Annotated in this window: 11 protein-coding genes; 5 read left to right on the top strand and 6 right to left on the bottom strand. The window is 53.3% G+C overall.

What is annotated here, in order from left to right; genetic code table 11:
* Positions 1 to 174: 174 nt before the first annotated feature.
* From GSQ86_RS10065 to GSQ86_RS10055, 3 genes are all read left to right on the top strand, one after another.
* Entirely contained in the window at positions 175 to 1,323 is a 1,149-nt protein-coding gene (locus GSQ86_RS10065) for a hypothetical protein (RefSeq protein WP_158749819.1), read from the top strand.
* Positions 1,324 to 1,460: 137 nt separating this feature from the next.
* Positions 1,461 to 4,148 (top strand): serine/threonine-protein kinase, encoded by a 2,688-nt coding sequence (locus GSQ86_RS10060; protein WP_158749818.1) that lies wholly within the window; start codon positions 1,461 to 1,463, stop codon positions 4,146 to 4,148.
* Between the two features lie 34 nt (positions 4,149 to 4,182).
* Positions 4,183 to 4,338, top strand: coding sequence for a hypothetical protein (locus GSQ86_RS10055; protein WP_158749817.1), 156 nt, complete (start codon positions 4,183 to 4,185; stop codon positions 4,336 to 4,338).
* A gap of 162 nt (positions 4,339 to 4,500) precedes the next feature.
* Here the strand turns inward: GSQ86_RS10055 and GSQ86_RS10050 are convergent, their stop codons facing one another.
* The 5 genes from GSQ86_RS10050 to GSQ86_RS10030 form a co-directional block, all read right to left on the bottom strand.
* Positions 4,501 to 6,042 (bottom strand): efflux transporter outer membrane subunit, encoded by a 1,542-nt coding sequence (locus GSQ86_RS10050; protein WP_158749816.1) that lies wholly within the window; start codon positions 6,040 to 6,042, stop codon positions 4,501 to 4,503.
* Positions 6,039 to 9,128: an efflux RND transporter permease subunit gene (locus GSQ86_RS10045; RefSeq protein WP_158749815.1), complete on the bottom strand. Its 3,090-nt coding sequence runs from the start codon at positions 9,126 to 9,128 to the stop codon at positions 6,039 to 6,041. Before GSQ86_RS10045 ends, GSQ86_RS10050 begins: the two co-directional genes overlap by 4 nt.
* Positions 9,125 to 12,430 carry an efflux RND transporter permease subunit gene (locus tag GSQ86_RS10040; protein WP_158749814.1) on the bottom strand — a complete coding sequence of 1,102 codons (3,306 nt, stop codon included), beginning with the start codon at positions 12,428 to 12,430 and terminating at the stop codon, positions 9,125 to 9,127. Before GSQ86_RS10040 ends, GSQ86_RS10045 begins: the two co-directional genes overlap by 4 nt.
* On the bottom strand, positions 12,427 to 13,668 hold the full coding sequence (locus GSQ86_RS10035) for an efflux RND transporter periplasmic adaptor subunit (RefSeq protein ID WP_254062284.1): 1,242 nt from the start codon (positions 13,666 to 13,668) through the stop codon (positions 12,427 to 12,429). Before GSQ86_RS10035 ends, GSQ86_RS10040 begins: the two co-directional genes overlap by 4 nt.
* A gap of 345 nt (positions 13,669 to 14,013) precedes the next feature.
* On the bottom strand, positions 14,014 to 14,220 hold the full coding sequence (locus tag GSQ86_RS10030) for a hypothetical protein (RefSeq protein ID WP_158749812.1): 207 nt from the start codon (positions 14,218 to 14,220) through the stop codon (positions 14,014 to 14,016).
* Positions 14,221 to 14,260: 40 nt separating this feature from the next.
* Here GSQ86_RS10030 and GSQ86_RS10025 point away from each other — a divergent pair, with 40 nt between their 5' ends.
* Together GSQ86_RS10025 and sseA are read left to right on the top strand one after the other, a co-directional pair.
* On the top strand, positions 14,261 to 14,719 hold the full coding sequence (locus tag GSQ86_RS10025) for a hypothetical protein (protein ID WP_158749811.1): 459 nt from the start codon (positions 14,261 to 14,263) through the stop codon (positions 14,717 to 14,719).
* Positions 14,720 to 14,921: 202 nt separating this feature from the next.
* Positions 14,922 to 15,761: a 3-mercaptopyruvate sulfurtransferase gene (sseA, locus tag GSQ86_RS10020; protein WP_158749810.1), complete on the top strand. Its 840-nt coding sequence runs from the start codon at positions 14,922 to 14,924 to the stop codon at positions 15,759 to 15,761.
* 35 nt (positions 15,762 to 15,796) lie between these two features.
* On the opposite strand, the gene kdpC is transcribed toward sseA, so the two are convergent.
* Positions 15,797 to 16,381 (bottom strand): potassium-transporting ATPase subunit KdpC, encoded by a 585-nt coding sequence (gene kdpC / locus GSQ86_RS10015; RefSeq protein WP_158749809.1) that lies wholly within the window; start codon positions 16,379 to 16,381, stop codon positions 15,797 to 15,799.

Genomic DNA, 16,381 nt, shown 5'->3' with positions numbered 1-16,381 from the left:
CCAAGTGAGGTTTTGTTATGGCCGCCATTATGGATCCTTATCGTCGTACAACGTCGTGCTTGACGATCACATTCGTACAAATAAATAGAACTCTTCGAACCGATATCTGGTAAGCTCCAGTTCCAAGCAGCCCCGTCACATCAGAGTTGTTTCAGATTACAGCGAGAAGCATCCATGCGCGGTCGGTTATTCTTCGTCGGAATTCAAATTCTCTTGCTTCTGGCGAGCGGGACAAAGACGGCATGTGCCGCTACGGACAAGACGAAAGATTCCGCCGATAGAAAAATTCAAACGACAGGCGAAACAACCTGGGACAAAGCTGCAGCCGCGAAATATCTCGACAGCCGCGAGATATGGTGGCAGGCTTGGCCTCCTGCTCACAAAGACCACGAAACATTGTGCATCTCGTGTCACACGAATGTACCCTACGCCCTTGCCAGGCCAGGCTTGCGCCAAACACTGGGCGAGCAGAAGCTCTCTGACCCGGAACAGGTGATGCTCGCCAGCGTTATAAAGCGAGTCAATCTTGGAAACCGCGCGGAGCCTTTTTATAACGACGCTGTCCATGGACCGGGCAAGACGCAGGAGTCCCGCGACGCAGAGAGCGTATTTAATGCCCTGATCCTCTCCCGCTATGACGCGCAACGAGGGCATTTACAGGATGTAACCCTCAAGGCATTTGAGAATATGTGGTCGTTCCAAGAGAAAACGGGGACCAGGGCCGGAGCGTGGATATGGCAGAACTTCCACTTCTCTCCCTGGGAAGCCGATGAATCAGAGTACTTCGGGGCTACGATGGCCGCCGTGGCCGTGGGAATCGCACCAGATGACTATCGTGACGATCCAAAAGTGAGGGACAATCTGGCTTTGTTGCGCAGCTATTTGCGAAGTCAAGCGCGGACGCAGCCCCTGGTGAATCGCATCCTGTTATTGTGGGCGTCTACCCAGTTGCCCGGTCTTATGACGACTCCCGAACGTGACGTGCTTGCCGGAGAGGTCTTTCGTAAGCAACAGCCTGACGGCGGTTGGAGTCTTTCGACATTGGGGACCTGGAAACGTCACGACAATTCAGCATTCGATCCGCGCAGCGACGGCTACGCCACGGGACTCACTGTACTTGCCCTTGAAGAGAGTGGCATGGGAACTAGTCCCGAAGTAAAACGGGGAATCGGCTGGCTGCTCGCAAACCAGGATAAAACCGACGGACTCTGGCCCGCCTATTCGCTCAACGTTCGACGCGATCCCACGTCAGGTGTAGGACGATTCATGAGTGACGCGGCTACCGCATTCTCCGTGCTGGCGTTGGAAAACAATAAACCTTAGAAAAGCTCATGGCAGGGGTTTTTAAGCATCGAGCGTCTCGGATTCCGTGCGAATAAATATTGTTTTCGAGTATGCTTAACTACAAATTCCCCCTTGTCTTTACCCCATATGCGATTGCCTGCTGAGTCTGCTGAACGATGACCGGTCTGCCACGCACAGGAACCAGTTTGCCTGCACCCGGAGACTTTCTACGCGACTACGAAATCCTTGGCCGAATAGGCTCTGGCGGCATGGGTGTCGTCCTGCAGGCACGCGACCTCAAACTGGACCGTATCGTCGCCCTCAAGTTTCTGCCTCAAATCTTCTACGGTGGTGAATCGGACAAGGAAAGCCTGCTCAAAGAAGCACGCTCTATCTCGGCTCTTGACCACCCGAATATCTGCACTATTTACGGCCTTGAAGAGAGCGATGGCCAGCTCTTCATCGTTATGGCGTATTACGATGGCGGCACTCTGGCTGGAAGAATCGCTAATGGCCCCGTTCCGCTTGGTAAAGGCGTCGAACTGCTCAGAGGGATCGCTTCGGGCCTGGCAGCAGCGCACGCTCACAACATCGTCCACCGCGACATCAAACCATCGAATATCCTGCTCACGCGGCAGAACACCGTCAAGATTGTCGACTTCGGACTTTCCAAGGCGATCAGCAACGACAGCCTGACGCAGAGTATGACGATTTCTGGAACGGCTGCCTATATGGCACCGGAGCAGTTGAGCGGCCAGCCTGTCGACCAAAGAGTCGATATTTGGGCGATCGGCGTAACTGCAGCCGAGATGTTCACCGGCCACCACCCCTTCCGGGGAGATACGCTTCCCGCCATTGCCCACAGCATCTGCAGGGATACACCCGAGATTTCCGCTGAACTGCCGCTCAGTCTTCAGCGAATCATTTACAAGTGTCTCTCCAAGACGCCCGCGCTCCGCTATGGAATCTGCGACGAATTGCTTCATGACCTGGCGCGTTTGGACCTGCGAGAGTTTCAAAAAAACAGTTCTGGACCTGAAAAATCAGCAGATTCGAAAGCGACAGCAGCAGCTCTAATCACTGGCAAAGCCTCTCAAGCGAAATCTCGCAAAGCCTCGTTGCGAAAAAAAGATATTGGCAGCATCATCGCTGCCGCTTCCGGCGCGACAACACCGAAACCGTTCACCAGGCGGTGGATAGTTCCGGCTGCCGTTATTTGTCTGTTACTGCTCGCTGTCGTTATTTTTCCAGTGCCGCGGGAACATGTGCAAGGGCTGTTCTTCGGTCCCAGGCAAAAGCATATCGCCGTGCTGCCCTTCGATAATTCCGGCTCAGATTCGGCGACTGCCCTGTTAGCTGCCGGTCTGATGGACAGCATGACCGCTGACATCTCGAATCTGGATACAAGCCAGCAGTCCCTCTGGGTGATCCCGGCAAGCGTCGTGCGCAGCGGCAACGTGAACGACCCCGTCTCGGCATACAAGCGGCTTCGAGCAACGCTTGTCGTGAAAGGGAGGCTGGAGCGAACCGGCCAACACGTGGCCATCGATATCGACCTGATCAATGCGAAGACACTGCGACAGATTGGGGCCATCACGGCGTCAAACGAGAATGGCGATCTCGCTGCCGCCGAACAGGATGCTGTAACGCAATTAGGCCGCCTGCTAAATGTGTCCGGAGCCTCTGGCGCTGTGGTCCGCTCCGGCAGCAGCACGGTCCCTCCGGCATATGATCTTTATCTCGAGGCACTTAGTTACCTGCAACGCTTTGATAAGCCTCAGAACCTGGACTTAGCCATCGATCGCCTCAAGAACGCAATCTCACAGGATCCTAATTTTGCGCTCGCCTATGCAAAACTAGGCGAGGCCTACCGGCTCAAGTACAAAGACAGCCACAATCCCAGATGGATTCAGGAGGCGCTAGCCAGTTGCGAGCGGGCGCTTAAACTTAACCCTCAATTGCCAAGTACATATGTCACTTTGGGATCGCTCCACACCCTTACCGGGAACAATGAGTTGGCGCTCACTGAATTCCAAAACGCAGTCGCACTCGACAACCGCAATCCCGACGCGATCATCGGCATGGCTTGGTCGTATGAACAAGCGGGACACCTTGACCAGGCAGAGGAGGAATACAAGCGAGCCGCGGCTCTCAATTCCAGTGATTGGTCAAATCGCAACGAACTGGCGTTGTTCTACGACCGCCATGGCCGATATTCCGACGCGATTAACCAGACAAAAGAGGCTATTTCCTCTAGTCCTGATAATCCTATGCTGTATTTCAACCTTGGCGGCTTTTACCTCGATAGCGGTGATCCGGCGGCATATTCATTGGCGGAAGACGCGCTGCGCAAATCGCTTGCACTGGGTGCCACTGACGGCGCTTATGGCAATCTGGCTTTGCTTTATCTACATGAAAAACGTTATGCGCAGGCAGCAGATGCGAGTGAAAGGGCTATTGCCTTGGATGGTCAGGAGATACTGTCATGGCGATATGCTGAACTTGCGTACTATTATCTGGGAGAGCGGCAGAAGGCAAATGCGGCACTCGACCGAATGGAAAGCCTGGCTGAGGCACAGACCTCCATGAATCCGCGAAAGGCAAGCAGTCAGTCATGGCTGGGCTTGGTTTATGCCCTGAAGGGTCTTCGAGAACGCGCCATTCCGCACCTCGAAGCAGCAATCTCTCTCGCCCCTAACGATCCGGAAGTGCTTGTAAATGTGATTCAGGCCTATAATCGTCTCGCGGATGCGAGCGTGGCAGAAAATCTGATCAAACAGGCGCAGCAGGAGGGCGTTGGGCTCGCCGACCTGCAGCTTGATCCAGATATGCAGCCGCTGTTAGCAAGAATAAAAAAGCATTAAGAACAAAAACAGAATGTTCCCCAAGGAGAAAAAAATGAGTAATCCAACCGATCGCTTAAATGAAGAGCAGACAGAGTCTTCGTTCGGCCAACCGGAAAATGAGCATGAGTTTGAACCGAGAGCAGGCGTAGCGAACTTTAGCATTCACGGCGGCAAAGGGCCTGGATTGGCTGAAGACGAGAGCGAGTAAGAGTAGATATACCCTAACATCGGAAGAGTGCGGAACCTCCCCCACGTTGAGCTATCCATATCTAACTCTCAACGGCAATGGTTACGTCTGTTCCCCGTCAGGATAAAATCTGTGTAATCCATTCTCCGCCGTTGTGTGCAAAGCGACACCGTTCGGGGCCGCTCATCGTTGCATCACATAATCATTCTTGGCAGGTTTGCTCGATAGCTGCGCTGGTGTCGGCAACTGCGTGACATCCCACCCGCCTCCGAGTGCCTGAATCAACTCGATCGAGGCAACCGCCTCCTGAATTTGAAGCGTTACGAGCGACTCCTGATCCGAAAGCAACGTGACCTGTGCTGTTGTGACGTTGATGTAAGGATCGATGCCGGTTTCAAACCTGCCCATTTCAAGATTGAGGGTAGTTTGCGCGGCTCCAACCGCTTCGTTCTGCTTAATAAGCTGAAGAGAAAGAATACGGGTTGCTGCCAGATAATCTTCCACCTGCTGGAAAGCGGTAAGAGCAGTCTGGCGATAAATGGCGACATCAGCGTTATAGGTTGCCTCGTACTGGTGGAGTTCAGCCCGGTAAAGGCCACCGTCAAAGAGCAGCTGGGAGGTAGAAGGGCCAATGGACCAGAATCTGCTGGGCCAGTCAAACGCGTGCCCAAGCTCGGATGCTTCGAATCCTCCGGTGGCGGAAAGTGTAACGCTGGGGAAAAAGGCCCCATACCCAATACCAATGGTGGCGTTTGCTTCGGCTAAGGTGCGCTCGGCAGCGGCGACATCAGGGCGACGTTCCAGCAACTGGGACGGAACGCCGGTAGGAATCGGTGGAGGCACGATCAGCAGAGGCTTTACAGCAATGGAAAAATCAGTGGCAGGCTTGCCAAGTAACGTGGCAATGGCATGCTCGTACTGCGCACGAGAAATTCCGACATTGAGTGCTGCGGATTCAGCGCTCTTGAGCGTACTCTCGGCTGCGGCGACGGACAGGTAATCGTTGATGCCCGTTTCATAGAGAGTCTTGTTGATTTCAAGCGCTTTCTTATCGGACTCAACGGTATCGTTGAGAACTTTTTCCAAAGCATCCTGACCGCGAAGTTGAAAATAAGTCTCGGCTAGAGTCGCTTGTTCGACCAGTTTTTCATTTTCGAGATCTGCGGCACTCACCTGGGCTCCGTACTCGGCCTCCCTAACCTCATTGCGGATCTTCCCGAAAAAGTCGGGTGTCCAGGATATGTCCAAAGGAAACGACCAGATCGAGCTTGTGGACCCAGCATTGGCAGTGGAACTCTGGCCGAGATTTCCCGATGATTTGGAGCGGTTCCAGGAAGGGTTGGTCGTTATGGTGGGCCAATATTGAGCGCGGGCTTCCCTGATCATGGCGCGTGCGGCCATCAAATTCTCAAAATATTGTTTGATGTTCTGGTTGTTAATTTCGATTTGTTCTTCATAGCCATTCAGCTCAGAGTCATGAAAGATCTCCCACCACTTGCCGCGGAGCATGGCGTCCTGCGGACTGGCGACCTTCCAGCCCTCGGCATCTTGGAAATTAACCGTTGATTCTTTGTAGGACTTAGCCGCCAAAGGCGGCGGGGCAGGCGCATGATATTTGGGCCCGGGGGTGCATCCGGCGATCAGTAAGCCGAGGAAAAGAGCACTGCATATCGACGGAAATGTGCGGAATCTTGAACGGTCTGGAATCTGGAGAGGCGATCTCATAATGCGGCTTCTCCCTGAGGGTGGAATGTATCGCGATGTTTGCCTTGAGCGCGAAGGCGAAGACGATCGAGATATAGATAGACTACCGGCGTCGTGTAGAGCGTAAGCAGTTGGCTCATGATGAGTCCGCCAACGATCGTGATGCCGAGGGGGCGGCGCAATTCAGAGCCGGTACCGGTTCCGAAAGCCAGCGGCAGTGCGCCAAAAAGAGCGGCCATAGTTGTCATCAGAATCGGCCGGAAGCGCAACATACATGCCTGGAAGATTGCATCGGCGGTCGTCTTCCCATGCTCTCGTTCTTCCATAAGTGCGAAATCAATCATCATGATGGCGTTTTTCTTCACGATACCGATGAGCAGGATAATCCCGATAATTGAGATGACATTGAGATCGATTTTGAACAGCATGAGCGCGAGAATAGCGCCAACGCTCGCAGATGGCAGCGTGGAAATGATAGTAAGTGGATGCATGAGGCTTTCGTAGAGGATGCCAAGGACGATATATACGGCGAGCAGCGCGGTAAGTATGAGATAAGGTTCGGAGCTAAGCGATTGCTGGTACGCCTGGAGAGTCCCGGCGAAGAATCCGTGAATGGTCTCCGGGGTGCCAAGCTGATTCTGCATGAGCTGGATGCGTTCCGTTGCCTGACTCAGCGAAACGCCCGGGGCAAGATTGAAGGAAACCGTGACGGACGGGAAAAGACCGGTATGGGCGACGGAAATCGGCGTCGTCGTAGATTCAGCTTTGGTCATCGCAGCTAGCGGAATGACCCCGTGGCCCGTATACAGATAGATGTTTTTTAATCCCTCAGGCGACTGCCAGTATGGAGGAGCAACCTCTAACACAACGTAATACTGATTGAATTGGGTATAGATGAGTGAAACTTGAGATTGACCGAAGGCCGAATAGAGTGCTGAGTTGATTGCCTGGGCACTGACACCCAGGCGTGCCGCGGTCACACGATCATAGGTCAGATATTCCGCAAGGCCCGCATTTTGAAAATCGGAGTTCACATCCTGGAAGCCCGGTAATTTCTTAATCTGTTGCAGCAGAATCGGCGCCCAGTGAGTGAGATCGGCAATATTGTCCGACTGAATCGTGTATTGATAGAGTGCGCTTGAGCCTCTGCCTCCAATGCGCAGGTCCTGAGCCGCCTGAAGAAAGACGGAGGCAACTGGCAGGCGGTTGAGCTTGGGACGAAGGCGGTTAATGATTCCGGGAGCCTCAATCTTTCGCTCGCTGAGCGGCTTAAGAGCCGTATAAATGAAACCGCCATTGCCTGAGCCCACATAGCCGACAACATTGGCAACAGCAGGATCGGCCTTGATTGTCTTAACCAGCGTCCGTATCGATTCATCCATCACCGGGAACGAGGCATCCTGGGGACCCTGGACGCCTCCAACAAGAGCTCCTGTATCCTGCTGGGGGAAAAATCCTTTGGGTATCCGGATCATGAGGACGACGTTCAGCACCACTACCATGATGAGGATTACCAGAGTCAGACCAGGGTTTACGAGCACCCATTCCAGACTGCGGCGGTAGCCAAGCAACATCCCGTCAAAAAATTTCTCGCTGACGCGGTAAAAGCGCCCATGCTCCTCCTTCTTTGGAGTTTTAAGAAGGTGCGCGCACATCATGGGCGTGGTAGTAACTGAGATGATCATCGATACGATGATCGCGGTCGAAAGAGTGATGGCGAATTCGCGGAAGAGCCGTCCTACGATGCCGCCCATGAGCAGAATCGGAATGAAGACGGCAACTAACGACATGCTGATGGAGAAAACTGTAAAGCCAATCTCCTTGGCGCCTTGGAGTGCGGCGGCCATGGGCGCCATGCCGTCTTCGAGATGCCGAGTGATGTTCTCCATCACAACAATAGCGTCATCGACAACGAATCCTGTCGAGATGGTGAGAGCCATCAGCGACAGATTATCGAGGCTGAAACCGAACAGGTACATGACAGCGAATGTGCCGATGAGCGAGACCGGGACGGCAACGCTGGGAATGAGAGTGGCGCGGCCGCTGCGCAGGAAGAGGAAGACGACCAGAATGACGAGAACAACCGAGATGATCAGGCTGCGTTCTACATCGTTAACCGAGGCACGGATCGTCGTAGTGCGATCCATGACGATGGTCATGTCGACTCCCTGCGGAATCGTGGCTTTAAGGAAGCCTAATTGACTGCGGATGCGATCAACCGTCTGAATAATATTTGCGCCGGGCTGACGAAAGATAATAATTGCGATAGACGGCTTCCCATTCAGGTAGCCGCCATTTCGAATATTCTCAGTGGAATCGACTACCTGCGCTACATCGGAAAGACGGACTGCGGCGCCGTTCTTATAACCGATGATGATCGGGGCATACTCAGCAGCATGAGAAATCTGCCCATTGACCACAATGTCAGAAGATGCAGCGTTGTTTGAGATCTGTCCGCGAGCCAGATCGGAATTCTGGGTGCTCAGAACAGACTGTACGTTTGAGAGTGTTAACCCATAGCTGTTGAGTTGCGTGGGATTGACTTCCACTCGCACAGAGGGTAATGCGCCGCCACCAACAACAACCTGTCCCACACCCTGAATTTGTGAGAGTTTCTGTTGCATCACGGTGGAAGCTTCGTCATAGAGCTTGGAGCGATCGTAGATATCAGAGGTGAGACCGATGATCATGATCGGAGCGTCAGCAGGGTTGACCTTCCGATATGTAGGATTGCCTGGCAGGTTCGCAGGCAGATAGGTTCGGGCGGCATTGATGGCCGCCTCGACATCACGCGCCGCGCCGTTAATATCCCGGGTGAGATCGAACTGTAGCGTAATCGAAGTTGAGCCCAGCGAACTGGAAGATGTCATCTCGCTGACGCCAGCGATGTGGCCAAACTGCCGCTCGAGAGGCGTAGCCACTGAAGATGCCATGATCTGAGCGCTGGCTCCTGACAGACTGGCCTGGACGGAGATCGTGGGAAAATCGACCTGGGGCAATGGAGAGACGGGTAATACGGTAAATCCTACCGCACCTGCAATCGCCACTGCGATCGTTAGCAAAGTAGTAGCGACGGGTCTCCGTATAAATGGAGCAGATATGTTCATACTTGGCTCTCAGCGCGGTCAGGGCTTGGTTTGTCGGCTCGTTTCGCCGCTCGCCGGCCCATCAATCTTTCCCCGAGACTATCAAAGAAGATGTAAATGACCGGGGTGGTATAAAGCGTGAGAACCTGACTGAGAAGAAGGCCGCCTACCATGGCGATGCCTAGTGGCCTGCGGATTTCAGAGCCGATGCCGTGACCGAAGGCAAGTGGAATGCCTCCAAGAAGTGCGGCCATAGTGGTCATCATGATGGGGCGGAAGCGCAGGAGACTCGCCTGGTAAATCGCCTCGGTAGAATCCATACCGTGTTCACGTTCCGCTTCGAGCGCGAAATCGACGATCATGATGCCGTTCTTTTTCACAATTCCTATGAGCAGGATGATTCCGATAATGGCGACCACACTGAGATCCTGCTTAAAAATCATGAGCGCCAGCAATGCACCCACACCTGCTGAAGGCAATGTCGAGAGAATCGTGATGGGGTGGATAAAGCTCTCGTAAAGGACACCGAGGACGATATAGACGGTGACCAGCGCGGCCAGAATAAGAAGTGCCTCATTCGAAAGAGAATTCTTAAAGGACGCAGCTGTCCCCTGGAAGTCGTATTGGACACTCGGAGGGAAATGCATCTCGGCGGCAGCCTTGTCGATTGCTGTAATAGCTTCGCCAAGGGATGCATCCGAAGCGAGGTTGAACGAAATGGTAACGGAAGGAAACTGACCCTGGTGATTGATGGATAGATCTTCAGTTGTGGTCGCGAAGTTGGTGAAAGCGTCTAATGGTATCGCATTCGCTCCACTTGAAGAGCTGGCTGTACTCGCCGCGCTTGACGGGGTCAGGATCTTTGTTGGTGGAGCGAGAGCATTGGAAGATGGCGTATAGAGAACAGACGACGACGTCGCGTTCGAACCTGCAGAAACAGATGCGGAAGAGGCAAACGAAGTCGAGGCTCCGGGACCACTCGTTCCAGAAGAAGCTCCTGCCTGCACATAGATATCGTTGAGCTGAGCGGGATGTTGCTGAAATGCCGGTTGAGTCTCAAGAATCACATGGTACTGATTCAACTGCGTGTACATTGTGCTGATCTGGCGTTGGCCATATGCGTCGTAAAGGGTGTTGTCGATCGTGGCCGGAGCAATGCCTAACCGCGATGCCGTGACACGGTCGATCATCAACGAGACCGCGCTGGCTCCCGTCTGCTGATCTGTAGCTACATCTTCAAGCTGGGGCAGTTTCTTGAGCTTGGCAACAAAGCGGTTCGTCCAGTCAGTGAGCTCATGGACGTCGGGATCTTCGATCGTGTATTGATACTGTGTCCGGCTGACACGATCATCAACACTGATGTTCTGCACCGGCTGCATATAAAGCTTTACGCTGTGAATATCACTAAGCTTCTTCTGCAGTCTGCGGATAATGTCCGCCGCGCTTCCGTCTCTCTGATCAAGCGGTTTTAGATTGATGGAGAAGCGGCCGCTGTTGAGCGTAGTATTCGTTCCGTCTGCACCGATGAAAGATGAAAGGCTTTGCACAGCAGGATCGGCAAGGATAATTTTGGCCAGCTGCTGCTGCTGATCCGACATAGCCTGGAAAGATATCGATTGGGGTGCCTGCGAGATACCCTGGATGACGCCCGTATCCTGTATGGGGAAAAATCCCTTCGGAATGGCAATGTAGAGCAGGACGGTGAGGACTAACGTGGCTAGAGCTACCAAAAGCGTAATCGTTTGATACTTCAGGACTGTTTTGAGAGTCCTTCCGTAGAATGCAATCATGCGCTCGAAAACTCTCTCCGATGCGCGATAGAATCTTCCCTGCTGAGCCTCTGGATTGTGGCGCAGAATGCGCGAACACATCATAGGCGTGAGCGTAAGAGAAACAACGGCCGAAATGATAATCGTGACTGCCAGGGTCACAGCAAATTCACGAAAGAGCCGCCCTACAACATCTCCCATGAACAGCAACGGAATCAATACGGCAATGAGGGACACCGTGAGGGAGACGATGGTAAAGCCGATCTGTCCTGCACCCTTGAGAGCCGCTTCCATCGGCTCGTAACCCTCCTCAAGATAGCGTGAGATGTTCTCGATCATCACAATGGCATCATCCACAACAAAACCCGTGGAGATTGTGAGGGCCATGAGCGACAGATTGTCGAGGCTGTAGCCGAGCACATACATCGCGCCGAACGTTCCGACAAGAGAGAGAGGTACGGCGACGCTGGGAATGATGGTCGCGGAAAGACTGCGCAGGAAGAGGAAGATGACCATCACAACGAGTGCGATAGTCAGCATCAATTCAAATTCAACATCGTCGACCGATGCCTGAATCGGAACCGTAAGATCCGTGAGCGTGGTGACATCGATGCCCGCTGGCAGGTTGGCCTGGAGCTGCGGAAGCAGCTTCTTAATGCTTTTGACGACCGTGATGGTATTAGCGCCGGGTTGACGTTGCACGTTCAGAATGACAGCCGGGGTCTGGTTCATCCACGCCGCCTGCTTGCTGTTTTCAACGCCATTCACGATCGACGCAACATCTTTCAGGAAGACTGGCGCGCCATTGCGAAACGCAACTACGACGTTTTTGTAGTCGTCGCTGGTTTCGAGCTGGTCATTCGCATCAATCTGGTAATCCTGCCGCGGTCCATCGAAATTGCCTTTAGCCGCATTCACGCTGGTTTGGGTTAGCGCGGTTCGCACATCTTCTAAATTGATCCCGTGCGCGGATAGCTGCACCGGATTCACCTGGATGCGAACAGCGGGTTTCTGACCACCACTGATGCTCACTAGCCCTACGCCGCTGAGCTGTGAAATCTTGGGTGCAAGACGTGTGTCAACAAGATCCTCAACCTCCGGCAGCGGCATTGACTTCGACGTGATGGCCAGCGTCAAAACAGGAGCATCGGCAGGATTAGTCTTGCTATAAACGGGGGGGGCCGGCAGTACGGAAGGCAGCAGACTCTGTGCCGCATTGATGGCGGACTGAACTTCTTCTTCTGCAACATCAATGTTGAGCGCGAGATTGAACTGCAGGACGATAATTGAACTTCCTCCAGAGCTCGTGGAGGTCATCTGACTAAGCCCCTGCAACTCGCCGAATTGGCGCTCCAGGGGGGCCGTCACGGTAGTTGCCATCACTTGCGGGCTGGCGCCTGGATAAAAGGTCAGCACCTGGATGGTGGGATAATCCACCTCCGGCAGAGCCGAAACAGGCAATTGCGTGAACGCGACGAGGCCTACCAGAAGTATGGCCGCCATCATCAGAGCCGTGGCGACCGGCCGCATAATGAATGGGCGAGACGGATTCACGGGGCGTTGCTCTCGGCTGTATCTTGAGGCAGCGGTTGTTTGGAAATGTTTACCTTTGAGCCGCTCTGCAGTTTCTCAAAGCTGCTGGTCGCCAATTGATCACCCGGATTTATACCTTCCACGGCGGTTACTCCATGATCGGAAACACCGGGCTTGATGTCCTTCAAATTTGCCGCACCATTGGCAATGACATATACGAATGATGTGTCCCCGTTGTGCTGAATTGAAGAGGACGGGATCAGAGTCACTCCATGTTCAGTGGTTACGAGCAGGCGCGTATTTACAAACTGGTTGGGAAATAAAGATCCGTCGCGATTATCAAAAATCGCACGAAGTTTGATCGTTCCTGTCGTGGTATCAATCTGATTGTCCAAAGCCAGTAATTTACCGGCCGCAATCTTCTTGGTTTGCTCTCGATCGTAGGCATCCACATTCAGACCAACTCCCCGACCTTTCTGCGCGAACACATCGGAAAGATAATCCTGAGCCAGAGTGAAGACCACGGTGATGGGCTGAACCTGAGTAATGACGGCCAGCACCGTGCTGCCGCTCGATTGCACGAGATTGCCAGGATCTACGAGGCGTAACCCCACCCGCCCGGTGAAAGGCGCGACCATATGACAATAGGAAAGCTGTACCTTATCGAAGTCCAGGGTTCCCTGATCGGATTTAACCAGCCCTTCGTCCTGGGCGACAATCTTTTCCTGATCATCGAGCTGCTGTTTCGCAATGGCTTTCCGGTCCCAGGCGTTTTGATAGCGGTCCAGGTCCATTTTGGCCTGCGCCAGAAGGTTGGTGTCGCGTTCGAGCGCCCCCTGGGCCGATTCAACCTGGGCCTGGTATTGGCGAGGGTCTATGTCGACTAGAGGATCGCCCTTGCGGACTGTTTGACCCTCCCGATAATGTACGTCCGTGATGACACCGGTCACCTGGTTGTAAATGGAAGCGGTATATACAGGTGTTACCGTGCCAATGGCATCGCGATATACACCAATATCACCCTTCTGAGCAGTAGCAACGGTAAGTGTGACGGGACCGCCAAAACCACGGCGGCCTCCTGCTCCGGCAGTCGCGGTTTTTGCTGAATCATCGTGATGTCGCAGGATAAGCACAAGAATGATTGCAAACCCCAATAACAACAGAATCCAAAGCCACTGGCGCCGCTTGCGAGGGGGCTTTGCAGCGTCACCTGAGGAGGCGCTCGGTAGCTGATGATCGGGCGGAATGGGCTCAGACAAATTTTGATCCATCTTAGGTTGTCGTAACAGCCTTCCTTAACAGGCGCTATTTTTGGAGTTTTAAAGCTCTTTGTTGAGTACCCGTCGTCACAGAAGACATGTAGGGCCAATGGACTGTTCGCTAAAACTTATGAGCCAAATTGGCGTGATTTTAAGGACGAACGAATACAGTGAATAGTTGCAACGACTTTCGTGCTCCAATGATATCAAGATCGAGCGCCGCCGGGATCAGGATGCCTGCTGAATGGGCCTCCCTAGCGGGTTCGAAATGTGCGCGAAAGTCGTTTATTTTGAACCCGCTTCCCGCCCCCCGCCCGATTCGTCGCTCGAGTAGCTTCCGGATATCTACAGCTCAGACATCATGGTAATTCCATGTCGGATCTGCTCGGCTACTGCCACTTCTGATAAAGGGGGATTTGCCTGCCTGTCTTTCGCGGTAACCTGATCGAATACAGCCGCAAGAGAGCCCTTGCTGCCGCCGCAAAGATTAGAGAAAATGAGTGCGGCATTCAATCGTCTTTGTGGCGGCTTTTCGTCGATAATGACGACCAACCACAATCCAGCGCCATACAAAAACAAAGGGGGATGGATTATGCCGCTCCTTTCGTTCCTGAGTGTTCTACCTGTGCTGGGTTTCATCTATACGATTTGTTTTGTTGTCCGCGAGGAGAGAGCTAAGCTGGCAAATGGGCTCGACCGCCCCATAAATCTTTACCGCGACTTTCCAGTCCTACAGCTCTCCCGTCCTGGCAAGCGACAGGTGAAGTGGATCTCCGCAGGAGAGTTCAAGGCCCTTTCCCGGCGATCCGACGATTTGATACTCATAGCTCTCGGGCGGCCCACTGCTACAAAGCCGATACCATTTCCAGAATCGCATGTTCTGTATGTTGAGCCGGATCGGCTGATCGACCTCTTACGGTGGCTCCCTCCCTCCTGCGGCGCGGTCCTATATGGCACCCCCGGCAGGCTCTCTTCGACGATAGGGGCGACCCGCGATCTCGCCGGATGTGCTCCCATTTATGTCGTTTACGAAACCCCGATCCACGTCTGATAGAGCTCCGTGCACCCTTCCGAATTACATCAGGCAAAGCACCTGCAGCTCATGTTTTCAATAATTTATCTTTACCCCGCCCTTACAAGTCAATAATTTATGGATTCGATTTTTGTGGGTACCAAAAATAGATGATCTCAATCATTCGGTAAGCGCTGAATTATCCTCAAACAAGAAGTGAGTACTAAGAGGACTAACTCCCATGAATACTCTTGTGACACCATCTTGGGTTAGCGAACAGCTTAATGATCCTGATCTTGTTGTTCTTGACGCAACGCTTCCTCCGGTCGGAGTTACGCCTGCGATGGACACTCATTCGCGGTATCTGGAGAAGCATATTCCAGGCGCTGTCTTTTTCGACATCGAAGATCTTTCCGACCATGCCACCCCGCTACCCCACATGTTGCCCACCCCGGAGGTTTTCTCTCGCGAAATGTCGGCTTTAGGCGTTAGCGACCAAATGAAGATCGTCATTTACGAACAGGAAGGTGTCTTTTCTGCACCGCGAGCATGGTGGATGTTACGTACATTTGGCGCTCAACGGGTTTTTATTCTGGATGGAGGCCTGCGTGCGTGGATACAAGCAGGTTTACCAACACAGTCTGGACGGGCGGATCGCCCTCCGGCTGCTTTTCACTCCAGCTTCAAGATCGATGCCGTAGCAGATTTTATCCAGATCAAAGAGCTCATTGCAAAGCATGCGCAAATCCTCGACGCGCGCTCATCTGGTCGATTTACCGGCGTGTCGCCGGAACCGCGACCTGGCATAGAATCCGGCCATATGCCTGGAGCTATGAATGTTCCGTTTACCGAACTGCTAGAAGACGGCCGCTTGAAATCCGATGCGAGCCTTCGCGAATACTTTGCGGCAAAAGGCGTTGATTTAGAACGACCAATCACCACCACATGCGGTTCCGGCGTTACGGCCGCCGTCATCGCACTGGCACTCGAACTAGCGGGAGCTAAGCAAGTCAACCTCTATGACGGCTCCTGGGCCGAGTACGCGACACACCCGGAAGCAGTTGTAGAAAAAACAATTTAGCTAAAAATTGCCAGGTTTTGACCTGTGCGTCACCCTCACTTCGACACGACTCGGCTATTCGCATTGTCCAGTTCGAGATTTAACTCAAGGACATTCACGCGGGGTTCCCCAAGGAATCCAAGTTGTCTTTCTGCCGTATGTTTTGCCACCAGTTGCTTCAATTCTTCGGCGGAAATGCCGCGGGCTTTCGCTACTGTCGGAATTTGAAATTCTGCGGCCGCCGGAGTGATGTCGGGATCAAGGCCCGATCCTGATGCCGTTACCAGGTCGATAGGTACTGGTGCGCCTGGGTTGTCACCCTGCAATTCGGCAACGCTGCTCTCAACCCGATCAATATATTTCTTATTCGTGGGTCCGTAGTTCGAGCCACCTGAGGAGGACGCATCATACCCATTCGCTCCGGCTGCGGAAGGACGACCATGAAAATAACTAACTCCGCTGAATGTCTGGCCGATGATTCGAGAACCAACGACAGAGCCATTTCGGACAATCATCTGTCCGTTGGCTTTGTCGTGGAAGAATACCTGGGCAAGAGCGGTCATCAGCAAAGGATAAGCAACTCCGAGCAGAACCGCAGTGACAATAGTGTATAGAAACGAAGTAATCAGATTCCTGCGCAT

The organism is Acidobacterium sp. S8 (assembly GCF_009765985.1).
Lineage (GTDB): Bacteria > Acidobacteriota > Terriglobia > Terriglobales > Acidobacteriaceae > Alloacidobacterium.
The sequence above is the reverse complement of the archived record's forward strand: the minus strand, read 5'-3'. Positions and strand labels throughout refer to the sequence as shown.